Genomic DNA, 26341 nt, shown 5'->3' on the forward strand with positions numbered 1-26341 from the left:
AGAAAATCTGATGGAAAGAATTGATTTTCCGGCGGGGGTTCACTATAATGGAACGCACAGAACAGGAGTGAAAAAATGCTCAAAGAATTTAAGAAATTTGCGCTGAAAGGCAACATGATCGATCTGGCGGTCGGCGTGATCATCGGCGGCGGCTTTAACGCGTTAGTCACGTCGATGGTCAACGATATCATCATGCCGGTGATCAGTCTGTTTACCGGCCGGCTGGATTTCACCAATATGTTCATTGCGCTGGATGGCCAGCATTACCCGACGCTGGCGGAAGCGCAGGCACATACTTCCACGATCGCTTACGGCAGCTTCATCACCGGACTGATCAATTTTCTGTTAACCGCGTTTGTCATCTTCCTGATCATTCGCTGGATGAACAAGCTGCGTGCCAGGGAAGAACCGGCGCCGCAGCCGAAGACGACCAAGGTCTGCCCTTTCTGCAAGACCGAGATTGATCTGCATGCCACCCGCTGCCCGCACTGCACTTCCCAGCTGGAAGCGGAATAAACGGATTCTGTCGAAAGCTCTCCTTCGAGGAGAGTTTTTCTTTTTTCTTACAATTTTTTGAATTCAACTTTCATCAGATTGATTTGTGGTACAGTAAACGTATTGAATCATAGAAAGAAGGCGGTTGACTTGGAAAATAAAACGCTGCTGCAGGCCTTCGAGTGGTATCTGCCCGAGGATCAGCAGCATTGGAAGCGGTGCGCCGCGATGGCGGAAAACTGGGCTGCGCTGGGAATCAGCGGTGTCTGGCTGCCGCCGGCCTATAAAGGCACGGGTGGAAAAAGCGACGTTGGCTACGGCGTGTATGATACGTATGATCTGGGAGAATTTGATCAGAAAGGGACTGTCGCAACGAAATATGGAACACGCGCGGAGTATCTTGAAGCTGTTGCAGCGCTGCATCGGGCCGGAATTGAAGTGATGGCCGATATCGTGCTGAACCACCGGCTGGGCGCGGATGCGCAGGAGGAAGTGCTGGCGGTGCAGGACGCCGGGAACAACCGGAACCAGACTGTTGCGGATCCCCGGACGATTCAGGCGTGGACGAAGTTTACATTCCCGGGGCGGAAAGGAAAGTATTCCGATTTCACCTGGAACTGGAGTCATTTCGACGGCACGGATTGGGACAGCGATTGGAAGTACAGCGGAATCTTCCGCTTTGTCGGGAAACAATGGGATCAGGAAACCGACAGCGAGAATGGCAATTATGACTATCTGATGGGCGCGGATCTCGATCTGTCCAATCCCGAGGTCATCGCGGAACTGGACCGCTGGGGTCAGTGGTATTACGATACGGTGAAAATGGATGGCTTCCGTTTGGACGCGGTAAAGCACATGGATTTTCAGTTTTATACTCACTGGCTGGGCGAGCTGCGTCAAAACACCGGTCAGACATTGCCGGCCGTGGGTGAATATTGGAGCTGGGAGCTGGATAAGCTGCGGCATTATCTGGACGTTTGCGGTCATTGCATGCGGTTGTTCGATGTACCGTTACATTATCAGTTTGTCAAAGCCGCCACCAGCAACGCTCAGTTTGACATGGCTCAGATTTTGAGCAACACGTTAGTTCAGACGGAGCCGGACGCTGCCGTGACGTTTGTCGATAATCACGATACCCAACCCTCCCAGGCGCTGGCATCATGGGTGCCGGCCTGGTTTAAGCCGCTGGCCTATGCGCTGATCCTGTTGCGGAAGGAGGGCATTCCGTGTGTTTTTTACGGTGATTTAGTTGGAATTCCGCATGACCGCATTGCGCCGGTGATGGGGTTGGAGCGAATGATCCGGGCGCGCCGGGATTACGCCTATGGTCTTCAGCGCGATTACTTTGACGACGCCAATATCATCGGCTGGACGCTGTCCGGGGACGATCAACATCCGCATTCCGGTCTGGCGGTGATCATGAGCGATGCGCCGGGCGGAACCAAAACGATGGAGCTGGGCGCGGCTCTGGCGGGCAAGACGATGCTGGATGTGCTGATGAATCAGGCGGAAATCATACAGCTGGATGAAAACGGATGCGGTACGTTCCCGGTCGGCGGGGGCAGCGTGAGCGTCTGGGCGCTGGATGAAGCCTACGACGCGCTGACGCTGACCTTATAAAGTGGATTTCATCAACGATACAGAAAAAGTAAAGCCATCGCAGGCTGCCGATTGATCGCACTGGTATCCTTTAGAAAGTTGTGGAAAGGCTGCCCTTTCGGATTTCAGACTTTGCCTTCATTCAAACAAATTTACTTGCCGAAATCCGACCGATCGGTTATCCTGAAATCAGAAATCAGAAATCAGAAATCAGAAATCAGAAATCAGAAGACAGAAGACAGAAAACAGACCGGAGAAATCCCCGGTTCAGGAGGAATGACGCATGAATCAAGCGGAAGCGGCACGCAGAGCGATGGCCGAATGGCTGGCTGACGAACATGAACTGGGCAGTGTCCCTGAATGTTTGGAACAAACGCAGGAATTTGATCTGCATGATCTGCATTATTATATCTTCCGCTACAAACCAACCCGGAATCATCCCGACTGGCTGCTGGGGGTCGCGGGCGGTTATGAAAAGGACGCGCTTGATCATTGCGGACATGTGTTCAGCGAAATGGAAGTTTATCAGGAAGCAAACGCTGTCGATCAGGCGGTCGCGCTGGTTGAACAGGTCCGCGCCTATTGCATGCGGGAAGCAGCAAAGCAGGAGGAAGCAGCCGGGATCGGCCCGTTCGCCGGTTTTGTGCTGCTGCGGGAAGCGCGTTGGGATCCGCGGAAGCTGGCGGACGATTTGCGCGAAAGGTGGCAGATTGAGATCCGTGAGCTGCCGGACGATCCAGATCAGCCGCTGGTAGCCGAAGTCGACGGGATGACCCTGGCCGTCAGCCTGATGGGCGCGTCGGTTCCCAATCAGGAAGCGGAACGCAATGCGGAAAACAATTACCTGTGGCCGCAGGCTGTCGAAATGACGAAACAGCATCAGGCTCATTTGCTTGTCGCGGTGTTAGGCCGGGATCAGGCGGCGCTGATTCAGGCTTCGCTTTATACGAAGCTGATGGCCAGCTGCTGCCGGCAGGACGGCGTTCTTGGCGTCTATACGACCGGTACGGTGTACGAACCAAAGCTGTATCGAGAAGTCGCAAAACAGATGAACGAGGGCGAACTGCCGATCTACGACTGGGTGTATCTTGGACTGTACCGCAGCGAAGCGGGGATGTGCGCGTACACCTATGGGCTTCAGGCCTTTGGAAAACGGGAGATGGAGGTGCTGGACAGCGCCGCTTCACCGCAGCAGCTGCACGATTTCCTCTATGCCATTGCCAGCTATGTCCTCGATCAGGACGTGACGCTCAACGATGGGGAAACGATCGGCTTCAGCGCCGAAGAAAAACTGCCGATCACCTGCGGGCCGGGCCGGTCGCTGGATCAGACGATGCTGCAAATCCGCTATCAGCCGGCATAAAATAAATAAAAAAACGTTGATTCCCAACCGCCGGGCCAAAGCCGAAGCGGAGCGCACGGATCAACGTTTTTCTTATGAAATTGGCCTGTACAGCGAACAGGACCCTCAATGAGAAGGCAAACAAAGTGGAAATCGCTGTTGAGTTGAAAGCGTGGCACTTTGGACACGGAATACCCTTGATTATCCATCCTTCCTGCGATCTGGCGAAGGGGTGGCGGGAAGCCTGACTTTTACAGAAGATTCAGATTTTCCAGCCGCTCCTGTTCGTTCTCCTTCAAAATCAAATCAATGCACTCCGCGACGGAATCCACAACCGTTTTCGCCTTCGCCTGGATATCCGGGCGGGCATGACTCATACAATAGCTGTGCGGGATCATCGCGAACATTTCAAAGTCGTTTTCCGAATCCCCGATTACTGCAACTTCATCCAGACCGACGCCGGTCAGCGCCGCGATCTTGGCAATCCCGGTCCCCTTGTTCGCGCCGTCTTTCAAAATGACGATCGAATACGGACTGGTCTGAATAATCTGATACCGTTCGAAGAATTTCCGCTTTAACATATCCTTATAATAATCGACGCCCTCTTCCTGCTGGAAGTGGCAGAAACAGGCGGTGATGTGCGTATGGTGCGGATCCCGGATATATTCGGAAATCGACTCGTCCAGCACCCGCCGGCAATCGCGGATCCGGTGCTTGGGATTGAGCTTATATTCCATCGCCTGTTCCCCGAAAGGATCCTCAAAAATATAGTCGTTGTCCTGTGTGACGACAAGAAAACGATGCTCGTAGGCACTGTCGGAGAAAACCTCCAGAAGCGCTTCAATTTCATCGTGGTCGAAATCTGTCTGATAGATGAAGCGGCCGTTGAGCCGGATGGAAGCGCCGCAGATGCCGACGGTGTCAAACACCAGATCGGAACCAAAATGATGCGGCAGAAAATTCACAGACCGGCCGGTCGCAATCGCAAACCGTACGCCGTGATCCTGCAGCCGGCGGATCGCCGCGCGGTTTTCCTCGCTGACGCCGCTGGTCAGCACCGGCGGGATATACAACAACGTACCGTCCAGGTCGGAGAATAAGATTTTGATCAAAGAAAATCACCTCAGTCCCATTATATCAGGAAATCGCTTATTTTCTTTTCCGCTTTGTTAAAAATGCCGAAAAAAGAAGAAAACAGGCGAATTATTGATCCAGAACGCAGCGCGCGTATTTTGACCGTCTGTTTTCCCGATAAGTCAGCCCTGCCTGACTTAACAGATCCAGAAAAAAGGCTTTTCCCGCCTGCGGATCACCGGTGACCTCAAATTCGATTTCATAATCGCTGCGGCCGTTGATCAGGCTGTGATCCAGACATAACTCGCCTAAAGGATAAACGCGCAGATGCCGGTGCGTGATCATTTGACCGCAGACATGAACGGGCAGCGTAAGCCCCAGCTTGTCAAACAAAGCCCGAATTTCCGGGTTGTCAAACGCTTCCGGACTGTTTTCCGGCAGCTCCATCTCGATCTCCCGCACGCCCTGAGCCTGGGGAATCTTCATGGTGAACAGATGCTTGCCCCGCACGTCGCGGATCCGCATCGCGATCTGCTTTAACGTTGAGCTGGGCGTGCAGTCATAATACACGTTGGACTGCACGAGGACCTGATCAACGCCGGTCAAATCACGCAGCTGGCTGAACTCCTGTTCGCTGACCAACATTTTATATTCAATTTCAAGATTTTCATTCATTGGAAAGTTCACCTCTTCCCTGTATGATATAATAAGGAAGCAGAAAAGAAAAGGAAAACCGCGTGAGAGAAAGCTTCGCGGCATAAAGGAGATGCGCATGAATCAACGACCGGCACTGATCTGGGATTTCGACGGAACACTGGCTTATCAGGAAGGCAAATGGTCCGGAGCGATGCTGGCGGCGATGAACGAGCTGGCGCCGGGGCATGGGTTGACATTGAAGGACGTCCGCCCGCTGATGCACAGCGGATTTCCATGGGACGAACCGGAAAAGCTGCACCCGGAGCTGACGGATCCGCAAGCCTGGTGGACCTTTTTGGAGGCGTATCTGGTTCGAGTGGCGCTTGCACTGGGCTTCACTGGTGATCAAGCGCAGCGAATCGCCCGACGGGTGCACCGCGTTCAGGCCGACAGCCGCTCTTATCATCTTTATCCTGATACGCTTGCAACGCTGGATTGCCTGAAACGCGAAGGCTACCGGATGATCATCCTGTCCAATCATGTGCCGGAGCTGCCGCAGATTGTCCGCGGCCTCGGCTTGACGGACGCCTTTGAAGCCGTGCTGGGCTCCGCGCAGACGGCCGTGGAAAAGCCCCATCCTCAGGCGTTCAGGCTGGCGATGGAAACCTTGGGAAATCCATCGGCGGCGGTGATGATCGGTGATAATCCGATCGCGGATGGTCAGGGCGCTCTTCAGGCGGGCCTGCAGCCGTTGTTAGTGCATGGTTGTGATGAATGCGCATCGTTTTGGCATTGCGGTCAGCTGTGCGAGATTCCTGCGCTGCTGGCGTCCAAGTTCAAAGACAGGGAAATAACAACGCAATAGAATAAAGCGTGCAGCCTGAGTTTTCTTCTTCTTTGAAAATCGGGCATGCGAAAAGTCAGAAAGACGGCAGGCAAAGCTTTGAAAGCCACGGAAAAAAGCAGGCGAAAAGCCGTGAAAAAAAGCAGCTTAATGCGAATGGATGAAAAGCATTGAAGCTGGGAAAAAAGCGAAGAAAGCGAGAAAGAGTATGAAACAAAAGTTTGCGGTCGTTCACCGGCCCGATGAAACATCCCGGCAGCTGAAAAGCGAGCTGGCGGATAAATTGCGTGAGAAAGGCTGGACGGAAGAGGAACGGCAGCCCGATCTGGTCTTTGCGATCGGTGGGGACGGCACATTTCTCTATGCCGTGCACGAATATCTGGATCAGCTGGAAAATGTAAAGTTTGTCGGGATTCACAGCGGAACACTCGGCTTTTTCTGCGATTACCGCTGCGATGAGATGGATCTGTGCGTTCAAGATGTGACCCACCGCAGTCCAAAGTGCGAAAGCGCACGTCTGCTTCAGGTCACGGCACGCGGTGAGAAACAGGAAAAAACGATCTATGCGTTAAACGAAATGCGGATTGAAAACGTGACGAAAACGCAGCTGATGGATATCGAGATCAACGGTTCTTTCTTTGAAACCTTCCGCGGAACGGGGTTGTGTCTGTGTACGCAGATCGGTTCCACGGCTTATAACCGCTCCTTAGGCGGGGCGGTGATCGAAAGCGGCCTTCCGCTATTGCAGCTGAGCGAAATTACGGGAATTCATCACCGTGCTTACCGCTCGTTGGGTTCGCCTCTGATCCTGCGGCCGGAATCCGTGATTAAGCTGCGGTCCGCCAACTTCGAAGGCGCGCTTCTGTGCTATGATCACCTGTGCTTCAACCTTGATCAGGAAACTGAAATCGAAGTGTTCCAGAGTCCGAAGCAGGTTCAGATTGCCCGGTATCGGGATCTGGCTTATTTGCAGCGGCTGCGGATTCTGTTTTAGACTGGGCTTAATCAGCGGTTGAATTCGGGGTTAAACCCGCGGCTTGACCGGAAGATGGATTTCGGCATAGTTCCGATCAATCCCCAGCTGAAACTGAAATTTGATCGGAGATGAAAGAAAACCGTGGGCAGAAGAAACCTTAAAGAACAAAAGGAAGGTCGGGACTGAAAATTAAACTGGGAATCAGACTCAAAACAAATAAAGAAAAGGAGCGATGAAGATGAAACCGAACGTAATTATGATTTTGATCGACGATTTGGGATGGATGGATTTAAGCTGTCAGGGAAGCTCGTTTTATGAAACGCCGCACATCGACCAGCTGCGAAAAGAAGGCATGGCTTTTGATCAAGCCTACGCCGCCTGCCCGGTTTGTTCGCCCAGCCGCGCCAGTATTCTGTCCGGCAAATATCCGGCCCGCTTAAAGGTGACTGATTGGATCGATCATGAGAACTATCATCCCTGCCGCGGCAAGCTGATCGACGCGCCGTATATCAAGGAGCTGCCGGTCAGCGAGTTCTCGATGGCGAAAGCCTTTCAGGAAGCCGGCTATCAGACCTGGCATGTCGGAAAATGGCATCTGGGAAAAGAAGCGGCGTATCCGGAGCATCACGGCTTTGATGTCAACCTCGGGGGCAGCTGGTGGGGCCATCCGAAGAAGGGGTATTTCAGTCCGTATCACATGGAAAACCTCAGCGATGGACCGGAAGGGGAATACCTGACCGACCGGATCGGCGCAGAAGCGGCCGCCTTGATCCGCAGTCGTGACCGTCAGCGTCCATTTTTCCTGAACCTCTGGCACTATGCGGTGCATACGCCGCTGCAGGCCAAGGCGGAAGATATCGCCTACTTTGAAGAAAAAGCGAAGCGGAGGGGACTGGATCAGCAGGATCCGTTTGAGATCGGCGATCCGTTTCCGATCCTGCAGAAAAAGGATAAGCGGATCACCCGCCGGATTGTTCAGTCGGATCCGGTGTATGCCGCGATGATCAAGGCACTGGACGACAGCGTCGGCCAGCTGATGGCGACGTTAAAAGCGGAAGGGCTGGACGAGGACACAATCGTGATTTTCACTTCGGATAACGGCGGACTGGCAACGGCGGAACATTCGCCGACCTGCAACTTCCCGTTGTCGGAGGGCAAGGGCTGGATGTATGAAGGCGCGGTGCGGGAACCGTTGTTTGTGCGCTGGCCGGGGAAGATCGAGGCGGGAAGTCTTAGTCACGCGCTGACAACCAGTCCGGATTTCTATCCGACATTGCTTGAGCTGTGCGGTCTGCCGCTGCGTCCGCAGCAGCATTGCGACGGCGTGAGCCTGGCTCCGGTGCTGTTGAATCCGCAGGCGGAATTTGACCGCGGGCCGATCTTCTGGCATTATCCGCATTATGGCAATCAGGGCGGAACCCCAGGCTCGGCGCTGCGCTGCGGGAAATGGAAATACATCGAATTTTATGAAGATCACAGCGTCCGGCTGTTTGATCTGGAACAGGATGTTTCGGAAAAACACAATGTGGCTGAGGCCAATCCGGATTTAGTCCGGCAGTTCCACAGCCTGCTTCATGAATGGCTGGAAGCGGTGGATGCGTGGTATCCGGAGGTGAATCCCAATGCAGAACAGGACATGGCGTGATGCCATCCGCGCTTACGTTCCCTTCAACGAACAGGAACGCAGCGATAAAGCCCGGTTTCTGGAAGTGCTGGATCTGGAAAATATCCTGACCCGGGAGAATGAAGAAGCGCATGTTTCCTCCTCGGCCTGGGTGATGAACGAAGCGCTGGATCAGGTGCTGATGGCTTATCATAATATTTATCAGTCGTATTCCTGGCTCGGCGGTCATGCGGATGGGGATCCGGATTTGTTTGCGGTCGCGCTGCGGGAAGCGAAAGAGGAAAGTGGAATTACGGAGCTGACGCCGTTTTCCCGGGAAATTCTGGCATTGGATATCCTGCCTGTCCCGGCGCATATCAAGCGGGGCAAGCCGGTGAAGGAACACGAACATTTGAACGTGACCTATTTGTTTATCGCACCGACGGATCAGACGCTGAGTGTCAAAGCGGATGAGAACAGCGCCGTTGCCTGGATTCCGATCGCGGATCTGCCCAAGGTGGTCAGCGAAGCGCGGATGCTTCCAGTCTATGAAAAGCTGATCGCGCGCTCCCGTCAGTGGAAAGGGGAAGCACTGCGCGAAAAGGAGCCGCAATGAAAAAAGAAATCGTAGTGGCCGGCGGTTGTTTCTGGGGTGTTCAGGAATATTACCGACGGTTAAAGGGTGTTGAGGAAACACGCGTCGGATATGCTCAGGGAAGTCTTGAAAACCCAAACTACGCGCAGGTGAAGCGGCAGATCAGCGGGCATGCGGAATGCGTGCGGATCGTGTATGATTCCGATCAGATCACGCTCGAACAGCTGCTGGATCATCTGTTTCGAATCATTGATCCGACGTCCCTGAATCGGCAGGGCAACGATGTGGGAACGTCCTACCGCACGGGAATTTATCCGGCTTGCGCGGAAGACGAGGCGATCGCGCGGCAGTTTGTGAAGGAGCGGCAGAAAAACTATGCCCGTCCAATCGTGACGGAGGTCGAACGGTTAGTCTGCTTTTATGACGCCGAACAGGAACATCAGGATTATCTCGTGCGTCATCCGCAGGGGTATTGCCATGTTGATTTTTCCGTGATGCGGCCGCAGGAGCGGAAAGCGCAGCGGGAAATCACAGGGATGCGGTCGGATCATGTTGGATTGGATTGAAGCGGAAGCAAAGTTCAAAATTTAAGAGTTTCACGCTTTTTCGAACTTTTAGAAAAGGAAAGAGAGTTGTCGGCAGCGGCAGCTTTTTTCCTTTTCTTCAAGGAGGGCGGCCGTTACCGCAGCGCTGAGTTTCATGCATTCTCTAACATGATTCGGGAATTTCGCTTTTCAAAGCGGGAGAACTCCGGTATCATTAAGGTAGAAAACAGGAGGAAATTCGAATGTTGAAAGACTATGCGCTTCATTATTATGAGCAGGGATATAATTGTGCGGAAAGCCTGGTTTATGGGGCGAACGCGGCGTGGCATTTAAATTTGGATGAAAATGCTTGTCATCTGATGGCCGGTTTGGGCGGCGGCTTGCAGGTGGGGGATGTGTGCGGCGCACTGACTGGAGCCGTGTGCGCGCTGGGGTGTCTGATCGTGAAAACCAAAGCGCATGACTGCGCGGAGTTAAAGCCTTTGACGCAAGCGGTAGTCGAACAAGTGCGCCAGCGGCTGGGATCGCTGCGCTGCGAGGAAATCAAGCCGCGGCTGTTTCAGCCGGAGCGCCGGTGTGCGGCAACGGTGGAAAACTGTGCGGATATTTTGGAAGCGGTGCTGCGGGATGTCGGCTTGTTGCCGAAACCGCTGGAAGGCGTGGACGAAACGGCAGCCTGACGCTGAAAATAAGAACCATCACGAAAGGGGACCGCAGCGGGAGACACTTTTGATTTTTCCTGAATTTGAGGAGGATGAGAATTGGGGGCTTATCCGATTCTTAACGGTGCGTGCAGCGGTTATCTGAACAGGAAGAAAGCGAGGAAGAACTATGCAGATAAAACCTCATCTGCCTTATGTACTTTTGATGGCGGTTAACTTGTGGATTCTGCCGGCAGTCATCAGGGACACAGGAACGGCCATGGTCATGATGTTGGCCGGCCTGCCGCTGATCACGTTGATCATCGCGGCGGCGCATGCGCGGAAGGCGGGTTTTGTGGCCGCTTTTGCGATCGCCACGGGAATCTTGTTTATCCCTGCGATTTTTCTATATTTTAATGAAAGCGCGTGGGTTTACAGCCCGGCGTATGCTTTGATCGCGCTGATCGGTGGCGTCGTTGGAAAGGGCCTGAGCTCGGAAAGAGGAAGCAAGTAAACGATGCCGTTGGAAATTGTCAGAAAGGATTTGAGCGAAGTGACCGCCGACGCGGTTGTGAGCTTCGTCAATTCCGGCGTTGAAGAGGGTGCCGTTCGCGTAGATCATCAACAAAGCTTTCCAGCGGGATGTGAGATTGAACAACGGACTTGTCAGGCTGCGGTACTGATCGAGGTGATCATGCCGCAAAATGCGGGTGAAAATTCCGGGACGGCGGTGTTATTGGCGCGAGCGTATCGGCAGGCGCTGGCGGCGGTGGTCCGGGAACATTGCAGGTCGGTGGCGGTCGAATGGCCAAAGATGAGCCTGCCTGGGATATCAGAAGATGAACTGTTATCCATAATCGTGCAGGGAGAACGTGAATTTCTGGCAGAACAGGAATTATGGGTGACGCTGGTTGTGGAGGATGTTAGTCGATTGCGGCTGTCGGATTCGTTAATCGGTGCAGTCAGTCAATACATTGAGAATTATTATGATCAGGCGCTTCCGCAAGAGAAAACAGGCCATGTTCTTGCGAAAATGAAGAACTTCATCGCGCCGGTTGACGAAGATAATGCAGCGGATGAGGAACTTACAGATATTCCTGCAGAAGAAATGTGTCTTTTTGAAGAAATCGCAGAAAAGGCTCCATCAGATGATTTTCATGTGGAACCGAAAATACGGGCGGTGAATCCGCATTTGTTTGAACAGTTGATCGCGCAGCGTGAGGAATCATTTTCCAAATCGCTGCTGCGGCTGATCGACGAAAAGGGAATGACTGATCCGCAAGTCTATAAAAGAGCGAATCTTGATCGGAAGTTGTTTTCCAAGATTCGAATTCAGAAGGATTACCGGCCAAGTAAAACGACGGCGCTGGCGCTGGCGATTGCGCTGGAGCTGAATCTGGATGAACTGAAGGTCTTGATCGGCCGGGCCGGCTATGCCTTGACCCATGCCAGTAAGCTGGATATTATCGTTGAATATTTCCTCAGTCAGGGGATTTATGATTTGTTTCAGATCAACGAGGTGTTATTTGCTTTTGATCAGCCGCTTTTGGGCGGTCGTTCGTTTTAATTTGCTTTGTCGCCTGCCAAGCGACCTTCGCTGATGTCTTTCGGCTTAAACTGGAAGCACAGAGGAGGCAAAAGTAATGAAGAAAACAATGAAGAAAACAATGAAGAAAGTCATGAAGGAAACAATGGAAATTGTATTTATTCTGGATCGCAGTGGCAGTATGGCGGGTTTGGAACAGGACACGATTGGCGGATTTAACAGCTTGATTGAAAAACAGAAGCAGAGGACAAGCCGGGCGAGGGTTTCGCTAATTTTATTTGACAACCGAACCGAGGTGATTTTGGATCGTGTTCCGATTGAGAACGTCGGATGCTTGAGTGAAGAAGAATATAATGTCCGGGGCAGCACCGCGTTATTGGATGCGGTTGGCCGTTCAGTACGGCATATCGAGCGGGTGCATCAAAAGATGAACGTGGAAAACCGTCCGGAAAAGACGTTATTTATCATTACGACGGACGGCATGGAAAATTCCAGCGTTGAATATTCTCTGGATCAGGTAAAACAGTTGATCGAGCGGCAGAAAGAGCGGGATCATTGGGAATTTTTATTCCTGGGTGCGAATATCGACGCGGTGCAGACTGCAGGCAGGATGGGAATCGAAGCGAGCCGGGCTGTGAATTTCCATGCGGATAAGCCGGGAATGCGAAAAAATTTCTGCGTTCTGGTGAATGCGATATCGAGTTTTGCGGAATCCGAAGAATTAAACGAAAACTGGGCCGAGGATATTCAGAAAGATTTTGAAAGCTGCAAACAAGAAGTTCGTTTTTCGAAGTAGGAAGAAATAGAAAAATCATAATGAATAGAGTTTTGAATTGGATATCCACGGATGTTTCTACAATGATCAATATCGGAAAAGCGGCAGTCAGAGCTGCCCTTTTTATTTTGATTTCTATGGGTAAGTAAAGCTGCTGAGAAAGTGGAAAGCTAAATTGAAATCAAGACGTTTCTGAGTTATAATGAAATTGTAAAATTAACTCAAGAAAGTATTTTTGATTTTTTTAATTATTTTAGGAGGCTTTTTCCGATTTTCCGCAATATTAATGATAGGATGTTTCCTATTATGCAGAAAATCGATCGGCTCAGAACTTTAAACAGACAGGAAATTCAAAAAATCAGATTTGTGTACACTCCCACCCATCCCGTCTTAGCGGCTTTGGATTATCGCAATAACGATCTGTTTCGTTGTACTTTTGGCTCGGAGGACGAACTCTCCCAAAAAATTTTGACCGCTTTTTTATCCGATCTGCTTGACTTTCAGATTACATGGCTGCGGTTTCGGAATACGGAACCGGTTAAGACGAGTGAAAAAGAGAAAGGCATTCGCTTTGATCTGTTAGTAGAGATTTACGATGATCAGGGGAGAATGATGCTGGTAAATCTGGAAATGCAGAATTACCGCATGAAGGATTCCTTATCTCTGCGTTCTCAGGTTTATTTGTCACGGATAGTCAGTGATGAGGTTGTTGCCGGGGAGGATTATGAATTCTGTCCGGTTATTCAGATTATGATCGTTAACCGGCTGCCCAACATGAAAAAGCATTCTCATTTTACTCATCAGAGTCGATATTTCGTGATGGAAGATCACATCATGATGCCGGATGAGCGCTGCCGGATCCTCTGGGTAGAGATGGATTATCTAAGTGAGATGGCGAAGAAACCGATCGAAGAGTGGCGGATGGCAGAAAAGATTCTTTATATGACACGGTACAGTTTAGATGCGGAAAAACAGGAAATCATTCGGGAGTTAAAAGAAAAAGAGGAGGTCATACAAATGATGGAAGAAAAGAAGATGGAGTTTTTGAGGGACACAAGTTTGTCTATCGCATTGATGAGGACGCGGTTTGATGAAATTGACGAACAGAAGATTTATGAAAAAGGGCAGCGGTTAGGGAAGAAGATCGGGGAATGCATTGGCAGGCGACAAGGAGAACACATTGGCAGACAGCAAGGGGAACGCATTGGAGAACGCAAAGGGGAACGTAAAGGGGAAGCAAGACAAAGAATGATGCTTCAACAGATGTTGAGTATTCGGATTCCGATGGATGAAGAAGAAACGGCGCTGCTTCAGCAGTTAAATGGCGATGAGCTTCTGTTATTATCGGAGCGGTATGAAATGATAAAAACGTCGGACGATCTGGTTGAACAGGTTCATCAGATTGTAAATCAGAGAACTCACCGTTAGCCTGGGTTCAGGTGAATTCCTGTTTTCTGAAGAAAGGTTCTAATTACAGAAAAATGCCAGGATTAAGGAAGAACCCTGGCACAGGAGCGTAAAAATCAAATGTTTGTTTCTTAACTATTTCATGAATTTCCGAACAAGCTTTGCTTTCCAAGGAGAAACAGGCTGATAGCGGATTGGCAGGTCGATGAATGTTGATTTATTGACGATGCTTTTCATATGGGAGAAGGCTGCGAAGCTGGCATAACCATGATAACCGCCCATGCCGCTGTATCCAACGCCGCCGAAAGGCATCGCCGTGGTCGCTAAATGAATGATCGTGTCGTTAAGGCAACCGCCGCCGAAGGAACATTCGCGCAGGAAGCGATCCTGATGTTTATGATTTTCGCTGAACAGATAAGCGGCCAGCGGTTTCTCCCGCTGTTGGATAAAGCGCAGCGCTTCGCTGAAATGCGTATAGGTCAGAATCGGAAGGATCGGGCCGAAGATTTCTTCCTGCATTAAACTTGAATTGGGATCCGGATCGACGACCAATGTCGGCATGAGTTTGTGCTGGTTCCAGAGTCCGCCGTAAACAACCGGCTGATCCGCCAAGAGTTCATTCAGCCGCTGTTCATGTTTCTCATTGATGATTCGCGGATAGTTTTCATTTAATGTCGGATTTGTACCATACTGCCGTGTGATTTCAGAACGCAGCGCTTCGATCAACGGTTCTTTTACACGGGAATCCACTAAAATGTAGTCTGGGGCCACACAGGTTTGTCCGGCGTTGAGCAGCTTGCCGAAAATGATCCGGCGTGCGGCCAGTTCGATATCGGCGGATGCGTCAACCAGACACGGACTCTTTCCGCCTAATTCCAAGGTTACCGGCGTCAGCCAGCGTGATGCCTTTTCCATCACCAGCCGGCCGACCTGGACGCCGCCAGTGAAAAAGATCGTGTCGAAACGTTGTTCTAAGAGCTCGGTATTTTCTGCCCGGCCGCCCTCAATGACGGCGACATAACATTCGTCATAAATGATGTTCAGCAGCTTGGCAATACAATGGGAGGTTGCCGGTGCATAAGCGGACGGTTTAACGATCGCACAGTTACCGGCGGCCAGTGCGCCGATCAGCGGACTCATCGTCAGCTGGAATGGATAATTCCACGGCGCCATGATCAAAGCCACGCCAAGTGGTTCGGCCATCGTGAAGCTGACAGCTGGAAATTGAGCTAACGGCGTCGGGACACGTTGGAACCCCATCCATTTTTTTAAATTTTTTCGTGCGTAATTCAGTTCCTCAAAGACCATGCCGATCTCGGTCATATAAGACTCAAAATTAGATTTTCCCAGATCCTGTTTCAGAGCTTCCATGATTTCCAGTTCATGTTCCTGGATCACGCGTTTCAATAGCGTCAGCGCTTCGAAACGAAACGCATAGCTCAATGTCGCGTGCGTATTAAAATAAGCCCGCTGATTTTCTACACAGGTTTTAATATTCATACATAAATCCTCCTGTTTTCCTTATTGTATCACGAAGCGGGAAATGGCAGGTGAAAGAATGCTGAGATTCGTGAAAGGGAAGCGGATAAGCACTCCTTCTATTCCATCGACAGAATCTTCAGGTCTTCGCCGGCAATCAGATCTGATCGTTTTTGTGAAGAATTATGTTGATGCAGAATTGTTGATGAGTCTGTGATCTGAAAGTATCTTTAAAGCTGAAATTTTCATTCCCAACAGAATGAGAAAATCCAATAATAAAATAAAAAATTAGAATATTTTGTTGCAGGAGTTCAACACCTACTTCATTTGAATTGACTTCAAGGAAGTCCCTCAATTTCTGATGTGAACGGCACAGGATCATTGCTTTCATGGATCAGGATAATCAAACTTAGTGGAAAGAATGATAAGCTGAACGGCAATCGGTTTGATCGCGCTGATTGTATCGCGGAGCGTGCTGGTGAATAGTTCAGGGTAGCTGAACGCTTAGCCTTGTATTAGTTTCTCTATTCCCGGTTTTCAACGAAAGAAAAAGAAGGTCTTAATCAAGGTCAAAAAGAACGTCTTCGTAATTTTGGACATAATATCGAAGATTCTTTCGACCTTTGCGAACGATCGTGTGTCCTTCGGCTTCCAACTTTGCTTTTTGCGCCAGGACGCCGCCAGGATATTTCGGGTTCAGTTCCCCTTCCGCTTTAAGCGTCCGCCAATAGGGTGTTTCATCCTCTGATCGCTGGAAGCTGGCCCAGGCGGCAATCGACACGAAAATGCCGGCGGTGATCGGTTCTGTAAAATCAGTGCCGCTGGTTCGGGCGAAGTATTCACGAAGCGTCCCGACAGTGATCACCTTACCCCAGGGCACACGTTTCATCATGCGGTCGTAGTCGATCGGCGGGGCAAAAAACATCCGGTTTCCACCGTATTTCTCAATACTTTTGGGATCGGTGATGATCTGAATTTTTGGCATGTCTTTTTTGTCCTGCAGCATGGCGTTGAAATCTTTTAATTCTTCGTTGGCCATAAAATCACCTCTTGCCTTAAGCATAGCGGCTTTTGTAACTTCCTGCAATGAGACTGTTTTATAAATTTCCAACTATTTCATAACTCAAATTTTATTTCTCGTTACTGTTTGCCGTGCAGAGGAAAAATTCAATTTGCCCGCACAGTTTGGAAAGAAGCAGGATGACAACGGAAAAGATCCGTATTCTTTTCATGCGGGTGAGTCGAGACTGCCGGTCAGCTATGCCTGAGATGGGAGATGGTAGAGAAATACAATTCCTTATGCGACCATGCTGCGCGGATTTCTTTGAACGCTCTGCCGCACGGTGTTCGCTCACTACTCAGGGGAAAGTCAGACTGGGGATGACGTTTAATAAAAGGTCAGGAACTGTTGAAGTGAATACCGTGATCAAGACGGCCGGCATGAAATCCAAACGGGAAGAAGCGCTGGCATTCTATGGCATTACGCCGCAGACGGCGGTGATCGGCGATTGTAAGCGCGTCGGCTGGGTGATGGAAGCGACGCATGTCGGATATTTCTTCGCAATGAGCTTATAGAGGGAATCAGTTCTCAATCCTCATGATTAAAATGAAAAAGGAAAGCCGACAAAGACTTTCCTTTTTTACGGTCAATTAACAGACAAGATTGCTTTGAAATCAGTTTTTCTGGGAAACAGGCGAAAGAAAAATTGCATTATCCGCAATTTCGGGCATGGTTCCAATGGATTCCGATATGACCGATACCCAAAATCACAACAGATACGCAGAGGAATGGATTGTGGTTAGCGATTCCCAGCAGGAAAAAAGCCATGACCGGCAAAGTCGCGCCCGCAACCGGAATCTTGAGAAAAGGGGCATAGAAATCCCGCAGCGTCTGCGGACTTCGAAAATAATGGATCCAGAAGCCTTCGTAGCCCAGCATCATCGCCAGGGACAAAAGAAAACAAAGCTGTTCCCGAAATCCTGAATAAGCTGATTGACTCTCGAAGAAGGCAAACACGGTAACCAGAACCTGACCGATTCTTTCCATGCGTACCAGCGATGGTTTTTCTTTTGCCACCGCGACTTCGTAACCTTGCGGTTTGTGCCACGTCCAGAAGAGATTGGGCAGAAACAAGCCGGTCAAATAGATCAGACCTGGGAATGAGAATTTCCACGACATAGGAACACCTTTTTCTAAAATTATCAAAAAGAAAAATATGACTTGAATTCATCAGAGATGCAGAGGTTAAGCTGGAAGGTTTAAATTTAAAGCAACTTCCAGCGCTTTGCCGATACAGGCTGAAAACATTAAATCAAAGTAAACCGCAAGTTCTTTCGCGGGTATAGTCATCCCTTCTTCAACCCAATCCGCAATTACGGCCATGGATCCTTTGGAATGATAATTGATGACAAAGTTGATTCGTTGGGTATCGACTTCTTTTAGCAAGCCCTGATCTTTATAATCCCTGATTGTCAATTCTGCGCACATCCGGAGGTTTTCCTGTGTTTCTTTCAGCATATAGCTGATCAGATCGTTTTGTCCGCGGATTTTAAGTGCTTGCAGATAAAAGGCTTTAGCCCTTTCCATTTCGCCAAGATAGAGAGGAGAAATCGCATCCCAATTTGAGGTTGGACCATCAATAATTTTGCGAACTGGCAGCGTGATATCCTGATGAAAAATCCAACAGATCAGTTCTTCTTTGTCACAGAAATGATAGTAGAAGGTTCCCCGATTGATATTACATTGATCAGCTAACTCCTGGACAGTGATGCTTTCTAATTTTCTTTGCATACACATTGATTTTAAGGCATTTGCTAGTAAATTCCGTGTTAAGCTGTTTCGCATTATAGATCCCCTCCCTTTCTAATTTCAACATTTTATGTGAAATGTTGAACAATTCAACAATAATCCTTTAGTTGTCGATATAATTTAAGTTTAACACATGCTATTCTGGAGTCAACAATAGTCATGATAATGGACTAATCTGAAGGAGGAACTTATGCGAAGCGTAAAGAAATTAACGACAAGTTTTATCAGTCTTTTGCTTATGGTCTCTTTAACGGGATGCCAGAATGAACCAACGTCACAGCCAGCATCTTCGACAGGCTATACGCCGGGTACTTATGAAGGAGTTGGAGCGGGCATGAATGGAGAAGTTCATGTCGCTGTTACCTTTGATAAGGATTCTATTACCGCGATTGAAATCAAAGATAATGTGGAAACCATTTCAATCTCGAAACCGGCTTTGACAAGACTGCCACAGGATATTGTGCAAAATCAATCGTTAAATGTGGACTTGGCCAGCGGCGCAACGATTTCCAGCAATGCGGTGATTACCGCTGTCGGTGAGGCCGTCAAGCAAGCAGGTGGAGATGTAGATGCTTTAAAAAGCAAAGCGAAACCTGAAATTGAAGTCCAACCGGATGAGCAGACGGAAACGGATATTGTTGTCGTCGGCAGCGGTCTGGCTGGAGTGTCAGCCGCGTTGGAAGCCGCAAATCGGGGAAAATCGGTGCTGTTGGTGGAAAAGATGGAAGCCTATGGCGGATCCTCTGCACAATCCGGAGGGGCTGTTTGTTACACGCTGGAAAATTCTGATTTTACAGAACAAGATTATGCGGAATGGTTGATCCAGATGGGGCATGACGGAGAAAACATCAACGAAGAATTAATTCGGAAGATCGCCTCAATGACAGGGGATAGTCTTGAATTTTTACGCGATCGAGCTGGTGTTGACATTTCTTTTCCGGTTCGGGAAACATTGGCACACAATACGGTTTCTTATCTGGTTTCAACAAAGAAAAGTGTTGTTCTCGGAGCAGGCGGTTTAATTATTGAACCTTTCATCGAAAAATTAACTGCGATGAATAACGTTACACTGTTAAACCGGACAAAAGCAGAATCGTTGATTGTTGATGATACAGGCGCTGTATGCGGCATTCAGGCAGTCAGAGCTGATGGTAGTTCACTGACGGTAAAAGCGGATGCGGTAATTCTCGCGACAGGCGGCTGGGACCGAAATTCGGAACTTACAGAAAAACTGGCTCCAGGCTTTGCCAACAGTGTTCATTTAACTGGAACCGGAAATACTGGGGATGGCATATTGATGGCGGAAGCTATCGGTGCAGCGATCAATGAACAATTACCAGCTTGCGTGGATGGATTTATGGGCTTGCCGGTTACGCTGACCAGTGATTTTATTTTAGTAAATCAACAGGGAGAACGTTTTGTCAACGAGAACACAGTGAATATTGAAGTCTTTAATGCCATTGCCCGGCAGGAAGGTGGGCTACATTATTATATTTATGACGCGAATGAACTCTTTGAATTCGTAAATACGACAGATCGTGCAGCACTGGAATCTGCAGCTCAGGCAGGCACTGTGCTGAGCGCGGATACGATTGAAGAATTAGCTGAGCAAATAAAGGTGGATCCTTCAGCTTTACGTGTAACGGTGGACCGTTACAACAGTTTTGCAGGAGGTCAGGATTCAGATTTTGGCAAAGATATGACAAACGTGCAGCCATTTGAAAACGGACCTTTTTATGCAATGTCGGGTGTTCCCTATATTATGACGGCTTATGGCGGACCTGTTGTCGATGAAGAGTGCCGCGTTCTTAATCAGGAAGGGCATATCATTTCAGGGCTATACGCAGCTGGTGAACTTGCGGCTTCTAATTGGACCGGACAGGATTCGATTGGACATGGGATGAGCCTGCAGGATGCGATGAGTACGGGACGGCTCGCCGCGCTATCAGCATCAAGAGAATAAAATACGTCAGATTGCCCATCAGGAAACGAGGTTTTCATGAAGGTCTCGTTTTCCTGTTTTTCTATATTACATAAAAAACGGAAGACGCTTTGATCTTCCGTTTATCATTTTCTGCATTCCCGGCATTGGGACAGGGGCTTAAGCTAGTGCATCAGCCGGCTCTTGTTTTCTGAACTCATCTGGAACACGATTGCCAGCGGAATCATATACGACAACATACTTGAGCCGCCGTAGGAAATAAACGGCAGCGTAATGCCGGTGATCGGAAACAAACCGGTGATCATGCCCATGTTGACCAGCTGCTGAAACAATAACATGCCGATCATCCCCGCGACCATATACCGCTCGCGCGGCTGATCATGCCGCGAGGCGATGCTGATCAGCTTTAAATCGAACGCCGTCAATAACGCGACGACCGAAGTCGTGCCGAGAAATCCGAAATTCTGACCAATGACAGAGAAAATGAAGTCAGTTTGCGGCTCTGGAAAACGAATCAGGACTTCGCGGAAGCCATGGCCCGTTAAGCCGGAGGAACCGATCGTTAATAACGAGGTATACAGCTGGTTGCCCCAGGTATTGATGTATTTCTCCGTTTCCAGCCAGCCGTAAATCCGCCGCATTTTATAACCTCCGCCTAAGACGGAGGATAAAAGATTCGGATAAAACTTGAACATGAAGATCAGTCCGCCGAAGCCGATGACTAAACCGGCCGCGCCCAGCCAGACCCATTCCTTGCGGACGCCCGAGACCGCCAGCATGACCAGGATACTGACGATGATGATTAGCGGGATCCCGGTATCGGGTTCCAAAAAGATCAGAATCAGCGGCGGGACGGCGATCTTGCCGACTTCCCAGAACAATTTGAAATCACTCGCAAACGACATTTCCGTCTTCCCGAGGTTATGCTCGTGGATAATATTGGCAACCATGATGATCAGCACGACCTTCATGAACTCGCTGGGCTGAAAGGTGCCCAACCCGGGGATCTGATACCAGGCCGTCGTTCCGTTGATCGGTCGGATAAACCGGTCCGGCAGGTTGATCACATACTTATCCACCAGTAAAATCGCTAACAGCACCATCAGAATCCAGTAAAAGATTTTGACGCCGGTAAATAACCGGTCGCTGCCAAACCGCGTCAGAAAGGCCAGCATCAGAAAGCCGATCGCATACCACATGCCCTGTTTCAGCCACAGATGCGTACCCTGCAAGCGCGTCGCCATGATCGGATCGGCGCAGTAGATCGCCAATAACGAAACGCAGGTCATCGCCAAAAGCAGAAGCATCAGCGTCCGGTCGATATGGAATTTCTTGTGGATCCGTTCCGGCTGTTGGCTCATAGCACTTTCTCCATCGTGACGTGACGAATGCCGGCCTCATAAAATGGCTCGGACACCGTGGTATATCCCAGCGATGCGTAGAAACCTTCAACTTGCGCCTGAGCATGCAAAACGATCTTCTTAAAGCGTGCCAGATGCGGATCTTTTTCAATCTCACGCATCATCAACGCTCCGACATGCTGCCCACGATAAGACTTCAGGACGGCTACCCGTCCGATGTGAATTTCCTCGCCGAAGTCCAGTCCCCGGCAGCAGGCAACCGCTTCGCCCGCCTCGTTTTCCACCAGCCAGTGCATGGCGGTATCGTCGTCCTGATCCTGTTCAATATGCAGGTCGACCTGTTGTTCTATGACAAAGACTTCTGTGCGGATTCTGACAATCCGGAAGAAATCCGCCTGTGTTTCAGCAAACTTGGTTTTCATGAAAGTCAAACCACTCCTTTCATTTGAATCTGATGTACAATAATGGTATCATAATAGGCGAGGTGATGGTATGAGAAGATGGCATTCTTTGTTAGAAATCATTCAATTTCCATTGAAAATGCTGTTTGTGGCAATCATCCTGACGGGGCTTGGAACCTTGATTACCAACCAGAGCTTATCGGTGTTCTGGTTGGTGAATGACCGCAATATCCTGCTGCTGGCAGATCTGTTCAAACGGACGGGCAGTTTTATTATCGTCAATTTTCCTTTCTTTGTCATGATAAAGTTTTTAGCGACGAAAAGCAATTCGTCGGTTCCGATTATGATCGGAATCACCGGCTATGTGCTGGTGCTGGTTATTACGATGTTATTCCAGCCGGCGGGCCTGCCGACGTCGGCCTCCTCGGCGATTCTGGGATTAAGCTATTCTTCATCCCTGTTCGATCGAACCCGCTATCCGCTGCAGACGGGGTTCTTTGCCTGCGCCGCGGTCGTTCTGGCATCGCGGATCGCGTATTCCAAGTCGCGGACGAAGTCGATTTACGGTTTCTTCTCGTTTGTCGACCGCGATACCTGGGGTTTGATTTTAACGTTGATTTTATGTATGATCACCGGTTTCGCGCTTGTCTGGCTGTGGCCGATCGTGCTTAATCTTCTCAATACGATCTTTGAGTTCATCGCTACCGATATTACCAATCCGATGAACCTGTTTGTTTACGGCGTCATGGACCGGCTGTTAGCGGATCTCAACCTGGGCGCGCTGATGCGCACCTTGTTCTGGTATGGCGAACAGGGCGGTACCTGGATCAATAATTTAGGCGTTAATTACATGGGCGACGTGGGAATCTGGACAGCGCAGATGAACAGTCTGATCACGCCCAGCGGCGTCGGTCGGCTGATCACGCCGTATTATGTTTTGAACCTGTTTGCGGTTCCGGGCATGTTGATCGGATTCTATACGATCTTTACGGATAAAATGGAAAAACGGCGGATTCGTCTGTTCTTCCTGCTGGCAATTCTGGTGTCGTTAGTCACAGGCACACTGCTTCCGCTGGAGCTGTATCTGTTGATTCTGACCCCGTTGTTGTTTGTCTTCCATCTGGTCATGACCGGTGCGTTGTTCGGTATCTTCCAGTCGATGAGCGTGACACTGGGCTTCAGTTATACCGGCAGCACCGTCACCGCCATGCCGGGAACCTTATTTGATTTTATGCTGTATGTGCGGAATCCCAATATGCAGCACACAATTCGGATGATTTTCCTGGTCGGCGTGATTCTGTTTGTGCTCTACTTTGCGTTCACTCGTTTCTACTTCAAATATCTGGCATTGGACTTATTCAATACCGGCGCCAGCAAGCGGCGGGTAGAAGGCTTTATCTTAGCGGTAGGCGGATTGGAAAACATCAAGATGATGCATTCCTCGCCGACGCGGTTAACCATTCAGGTTGTGGATTCCTCGCTGATCAACTTCTCACAGATTCAGCGCTTGGGAGCCAGCCGGGTGGTAGAGAGCCGTGCCGGATATTCCGTTAACTTTGGGGCCGGCAGCACGATTATTAAAAATGAGATTAACAAGCGGATAAAGGAAATGAAGCGCAGCGCATAATCAAAAACACTTGGGATTGAAACGATACGAGAGATCGGGACAATTCCTTTTCTTTTCTGGTAATGTTAATGTGTTTTATAGGTAATATAATTTATTCTGATTCAATGTGGGCTATGATAAAAAAGAGGGGATGACGAAGCAATGCCGAAAACGATTAGTATAGCAAATAAGAGAATTATTGGACCCATGATTCGCTTAGAAAGGCTAAGATTAGGTTTAACAAAAGAGCAACTAATTCATGATAATCAAGGTAAATCTATCTGTTCTCTATCCACCTTATACCGGATAGAAAAAGGGAAAGTAATACAGGACGACATCATCTATTATGATTTGATTAAGAAGCTAAATAGAAGTTATGAAGAGAATAGTTTATTAGATAATGCAGTAAAGGATCTAAGCTATAATTTAGTGAACTATTTTGAGACGCTGAATGCAGTTGATGCTGATGAAATCTTATCTTATCTTAAATCATTTAATAAAATTAACAGTTTTTATTATAAAGAAATCTTTTCCAGCTGTACAGACATACTTCACGTTAGCTTAAATCAAAGAAAGTTAACACCTAATGAATATCAATATTATCAGCGAATGATGGAATTTATGCCGGAGCCATATAATATCCTTCTGCTTCATCTCTGTTTTTGTCATGTGCATAATTATAATCAGGATATTTCAGAGATTTGCAGTTATGAGCCAATTTTAATGAAATATCAAAGCTATTTATTCATCCAAACGGATTTCTTACTGCTTTTAAGATGCGAAAGAAGATTTATTGAATATCAAAAGATTCATTCTACGGTTATGGATAAAATAGATAAAAGAAACTTAATTAATCAAAAATGTAAAGTTTTAAGTTACTATGTTGGAACTATTGCCGATATACAAAAACCTGAATTATGTAATACTTTGAAAGAATTAGAACAATTACTGAATAATGAGAAACAACGTTTGAATTCGGCGATTTACAGTAATGTCTTATTAATGCTGGCAATGACATATTATGTTGATTTAAAAGATTACAGGAAGGCTTCATTATTATTTGAAAGCTTGTTTATTGAAGATCCGCTGAAGATCTATTCTTCTGGAATATACTATTTTTCAGCCTGTGATTTAAGCAGAATCAAACCTTTACAAGAAATATTGGACAAGATAGACATAAATCAGGCAAATATCTACTTACGATATTTCTATTATAAATACTTAAATGGTTTTAAAATAACGGATTTAGTTCATTATTTAAAAACGGAAGTATTGGATGAACTTAAAGAAAACGGTAATCAATTAAAAATTGGTGTGTTTAAAAATCAATGGAATCTACTGATAAGTGAGAGTCCTAATAAATATTATAAAGACTATTATCGATTCATTAAGAACTTTGAATGATTCTCCAAAAATAATAAAGAAAACGGTGAAAATTTAAAGAACAGTTCAATTTCAAGAAATTCATAATGATTATGCTAAAATGAAATCAACAAGGAGGATTATGTTCATGAAAAAGATCTTGCTCTTACTTCTATTAGGATTGGTTTTATCCTTCAGTTTCATTCCAACAAATACAACCGAAATAAAGGCAAGATGTTCTTTTCCCGAATGTGGTTTTGGGGGATAAATTACTTTTTATTTCCCAAATTGTTTAAATTTTTGAAGCACAAAGTGTTTAAAGAACTTTAGGTATAATATTAGGAGGAAAAATGTTAAAAAAATTAGCTGTAACATTGATTACAATGTGTATTACCATTTCTGTTTTTGTGCCGATAAATGCTGAAACAAATATAGATGAAGAAGGTAAATCAAGAAAAGAATATTATAATGAACTGTTAAAAAGTAAAAGCTCTGGGGAAGAATTACCTTTACCATCTGAAGATTATTTACGAGAAGATTGGATAGATATGACATCTAGCATTTTAGAGTCAAGAAATCAAGGGATTCATGTGTCTAATATAATTACAGATGATCATTCTGTGACTTTTATTTTTGATCCAATTCAAATTCAGCAAAGAATTTTAATCAATTCATACAATAAAAACGCACAAGAAATTACTTATTTAGGAAGCGTTAGTTATGAAGAGGCAACTCCATTTGCAGCATCGACAAGAACTGCCTACTGGTATAACAGTGAACCTTTTGTTAATGTTGATGGTAAAACGCTGAAAGATCTATCAAATTTAGCTGGTATAACCATCGCTATCCTGGGGTTAGGCTTTTCAAATCGTATTCTTGCAATTTCTTCTGTTATTCAAGCGGCAGCGTCATTTTGTAATGTGACTATGAATAATAATTTAAAAACTATTGTAACAACAAACGTACAGAATGGTTATACAACAAAACAAGTTTCAGCATATTCAGTAAGTTGGATTCCTGGTGCACAAGTTCAACGTCATGAACAATTTACGCAATATATAGTTAATCAATATAAGAGCAATGGTGATGGCACTAATTCTGCTATAAAAACTAATTATCCTAACTCTACCCACTCAAATTATGATGCGTGTGAGAAAAAGGAACATTATGACGACGATGCGTGGCTACAAGAAAGAGCACGACAAGTCGCAACAGGAAATAATACGTTATATTATAATGTTTATAAAGACTATATACCAAATAACTAATAGAATATGTAGTGCGAAATAAGAGGTGTGATGTT

The 26341-nt window shown here is 47.8% G+C and carries 26 protein-coding genes; 18 read left to right on the forward strand and 8 right to left on the reverse strand.

Going from position 1 to position 26341, the window contains the following annotated elements:
* The first annotated feature begins 75 nt into the window (after nt 1-75).
* The 3 genes from mscL (at nt 76) to BQ7364_RS14265 (ending at nt 3457) form a co-directional block, all read left to right on the forward strand.
* Entirely contained in the window at nt 76-516 is a 441-nt protein-coding gene (gene mscL, locus BQ7364_RS14255) for a large conductance mechanosensitive channel protein MscL (RefSeq protein ID WP_072685325.1), read from the forward strand.
* A 129-nt stretch (nt 517-645) separates the two neighbouring features.
* The gene (locus BQ7364_RS14260; protein WP_072685326.1) at nt 646-2115 is read left to right on the forward strand and encodes an alpha-amylase; all 1470 of its coding nucleotides are present in this window, start codon (nt 646-648) and stop codon (nt 2113-2115) included.
* A gap of 262 nt (nt 2116-2377) precedes the next feature.
* Complete coding sequence (locus BQ7364_RS14265) at nt 2378-3457, forward strand: DUF4261 domain-containing protein (RefSeq protein ID WP_072685327.1); 1080 nt, start codon at nt 2378-2380, stop codon at nt 3455-3457.
* Nucleotides 3458-3687: 230 nt separating this feature from the next.
* Here the strand turns inward: BQ7364_RS14265 and BQ7364_RS14270 are convergent, their stop codons facing one another.
* Together BQ7364_RS14270 and BQ7364_RS14275 are read right to left on the reverse strand one after the other, a co-directional pair.
* On the reverse strand, nt 3688-4548 hold the full coding sequence (locus tag BQ7364_RS14270) for an HAD-IIB family hydrolase (protein WP_072685328.1): 861 nt from the start codon (nt 4546-4548) through the stop codon (nt 3688-3690).
* A gap of 91 nt (nt 4549-4639) precedes the next feature.
* Nucleotides 4640-5185: a CYTH domain-containing protein gene (locus BQ7364_RS14275; RefSeq protein WP_072685329.1), complete on the reverse strand. Its 546-nt coding sequence runs from the start codon at nt 5183-5185 to the stop codon at nt 4640-4642.
* A 97-nt stretch (nt 5186-5282) separates the two neighbouring features.
* On the opposite strand from BQ7364_RS14275, the gene BQ7364_RS14280 reads away from it, so the two are divergent.
* The 10 genes from BQ7364_RS14280 (at nt 5283) to BQ7364_RS14325 (ending at nt 14099) form a co-directional block, all read left to right on the forward strand.
* Entirely contained in the window at nt 5283-6011 is a 729-nt protein-coding gene (locus BQ7364_RS14280; protein ID WP_072685330.1) for an HAD family hydrolase, read from the forward strand.
* Between the two features lie 187 nt (nt 6012-6198).
* Complete coding sequence (locus BQ7364_RS14285; protein ID WP_072685429.1) at nt 6199-6984, forward strand: NAD kinase; 786 nt, start codon at nt 6199-6201, stop codon at nt 6982-6984.
* 220 nt (nt 6985-7204) lie between these two features.
* Nucleotides 7205-8611, forward strand: a complete 1407-nt coding sequence (locus BQ7364_RS14290; RefSeq protein WP_229100728.1) for a sulfatase — start codon at nt 7205-7207, stop codon at nt 8609-8611.
* Entirely contained in the window at nt 8589-9185 is a 597-nt protein-coding gene (locus BQ7364_RS14295) for an NUDIX hydrolase (RefSeq protein ID WP_072685332.1), read from the forward strand. The genes BQ7364_RS14290 and BQ7364_RS14295 overlap by 23 nt, the downstream gene beginning before the upstream one ends.
* Entirely contained in the window at nt 9182-9730 is a 549-nt protein-coding gene (msrA, locus tag BQ7364_RS14300) for a peptide-methionine (S)-S-oxide reductase MsrA (protein WP_072685333.1), read from the forward strand. Before BQ7364_RS14295 ends, msrA begins: the two co-directional genes overlap by 4 nt.
* A 221-nt stretch (nt 9731-9951) precedes the next feature.
* Complete coding sequence (locus BQ7364_RS14305) at nt 9952-10389, forward strand: C-GCAxxG-C-C family (seleno)protein (RefSeq protein WP_072685334.1); 438 nt, start codon at nt 9952-9954, stop codon at nt 10387-10389.
* 151 nt (nt 10390-10540) lie between these two features.
* Entirely contained in the window at nt 10541-10864 is a 324-nt protein-coding gene (locus tag BQ7364_RS14310) for a hypothetical protein (RefSeq protein ID WP_072685335.1), read from the forward strand.
* 3 nt (nt 10865-10867) lie between these two features.
* Nucleotides 10868-11917, forward strand: coding sequence for a macro domain-containing protein (locus tag BQ7364_RS14315; protein ID WP_072685336.1), 1050 nt, complete (start codon nt 10868-10870; stop codon nt 11915-11917).
* Nucleotides 11918-11993: 76 nt separating this feature from the next.
* Nucleotides 11994-12692, forward strand: coding sequence for a vWA domain-containing protein (locus BQ7364_RS14320; protein WP_072685337.1), 699 nt, complete (start codon nt 11994-11996; stop codon nt 12690-12692).
* 285 nt (nt 12693-12977) lie between these two features.
* Nucleotides 12978-14099: a hypothetical protein gene (locus BQ7364_RS14325; RefSeq protein ID WP_139248649.1), complete on the forward strand. Its 1122-nt coding sequence runs from the start codon at nt 12978-12980 to the stop codon at nt 14097-14099.
* A 114-nt stretch (nt 14100-14213) separates the two neighbouring features.
* Here the strand turns inward: BQ7364_RS14325 and BQ7364_RS14330 are convergent, their stop codons facing one another.
* Both BQ7364_RS14330 and BQ7364_RS14335 read right to left on the reverse strand, forming a co-directional pair.
* Nucleotides 14214-15578: an aldehyde dehydrogenase gene (locus tag BQ7364_RS14330; protein WP_072685339.1), complete on the reverse strand. Its 1365-nt coding sequence runs from the start codon at nt 15576-15578 to the stop codon at nt 14214-14216.
* Nucleotides 15579-16116: 538 nt separating this feature from the next.
* Nucleotides 16117-16596 carry an MGMT family protein gene (locus BQ7364_RS14335; protein ID WP_072685340.1) on the reverse strand — a complete coding sequence of 160 codons (480 nt, stop codon included), beginning with the start codon at nt 16594-16596 and terminating at the stop codon, nt 16117-16119.
* 341 nt (nt 16597-16937) lie between these two features.
* On the opposite strand from BQ7364_RS14335, the gene BQ7364_RS17830 reads away from it, so the two are divergent.
* A complete protein-coding gene (locus BQ7364_RS17830; protein ID WP_139248650.1) occupies nt 16938-17132 on the forward strand; it encodes a hypothetical protein in 195 nt (64 codons plus the stop codon).
* 136 nt (nt 17133-17268) lie between these two features.
* Here the strand turns inward: BQ7364_RS17830 and BQ7364_RS14340 are convergent, their stop codons facing one another.
* On the reverse strand, nt 17269-17736 hold the full coding sequence (locus BQ7364_RS14340) for a hypothetical protein (RefSeq protein ID WP_072685341.1): 468 nt from the start codon (nt 17734-17736) through the stop codon (nt 17269-17271).
* Between the two features lie 66 nt (nt 17737-17802).
* Complete coding sequence (locus tag BQ7364_RS14345) at nt 17803-18402, reverse strand: TetR/AcrR family transcriptional regulator C-terminal domain-containing protein (protein WP_072685342.1); 600 nt, start codon at nt 18400-18402, stop codon at nt 17803-17805.
* 154 nt (nt 18403-18556) lie between these two features.
* Here BQ7364_RS14345 and BQ7364_RS14350 point away from each other — a divergent pair, with 154 nt between their 5' ends.
* Nucleotides 18557-20329 (forward strand): FAD-dependent oxidoreductase, encoded by a 1773-nt coding sequence (locus BQ7364_RS14350; RefSeq protein ID WP_072685343.1) that lies wholly within the window; start codon nt 18557-18559, stop codon nt 20327-20329.
* Between the two features lie 143 nt (nt 20330-20472).
* On the opposite strand, the gene BQ7364_RS14355 is transcribed toward BQ7364_RS14350, so the two are convergent.
* Nucleotides 20473-21669, reverse strand: coding sequence for an FtsW/RodA/SpoVE family cell cycle protein (locus tag BQ7364_RS14355; RefSeq protein ID WP_072685344.1), 1197 nt, complete (start codon nt 21667-21669; stop codon nt 20473-20475).
* Complete coding sequence (locus BQ7364_RS14360; protein WP_072685345.1) at nt 21666-22091, reverse strand: GNAT family N-acetyltransferase; 426 nt, start codon at nt 22089-22091, stop codon at nt 21666-21668. Before BQ7364_RS14360 ends, BQ7364_RS14355 begins: the two co-directional genes overlap by 4 nt.
* A gap of 70 nt (nt 22092-22161) precedes the next feature.
* On the opposite strand from BQ7364_RS14360, the gene BQ7364_RS14365 reads away from it, so the two are divergent.
* From BQ7364_RS14365 to BQ7364_RS14375, 3 genes are all read left to right on the forward strand, one after another.
* On the forward strand, nt 22162-23697 hold the full coding sequence (locus BQ7364_RS14365; protein WP_139248651.1) for a PTS sugar transporter subunit IIABC family protein: 1536 nt from the start codon (nt 22162-22164) through the stop codon (nt 23695-23697).
* A 141-nt stretch (nt 23698-23838) separates the two neighbouring features.
* Nucleotides 23839-25080 (forward strand): helix-turn-helix domain-containing protein, encoded by a 1242-nt coding sequence (locus tag BQ7364_RS14370; protein ID WP_072685347.1) that lies wholly within the window; start codon nt 23839-23841, stop codon nt 25078-25080.
* A 308-nt stretch (nt 25081-25388) separates the two neighbouring features.
* Entirely contained in the window at nt 25389-26306 is a 918-nt protein-coding gene (locus BQ7364_RS14375) for a hypothetical protein (RefSeq protein ID WP_072685348.1), read from the forward strand.
* Nucleotides 26307-26341 lie beyond the last annotated feature (35 nt).

This window comes from Holdemania sp. Marseille-P2844 (genome assembly GCF_900120005.1).
In the GTDB taxonomy this organism is placed as follows: Bacteria; Bacillota_I; Bacilli_A; order Erysipelotrichales; family Erysipelotrichaceae; genus Holdemania.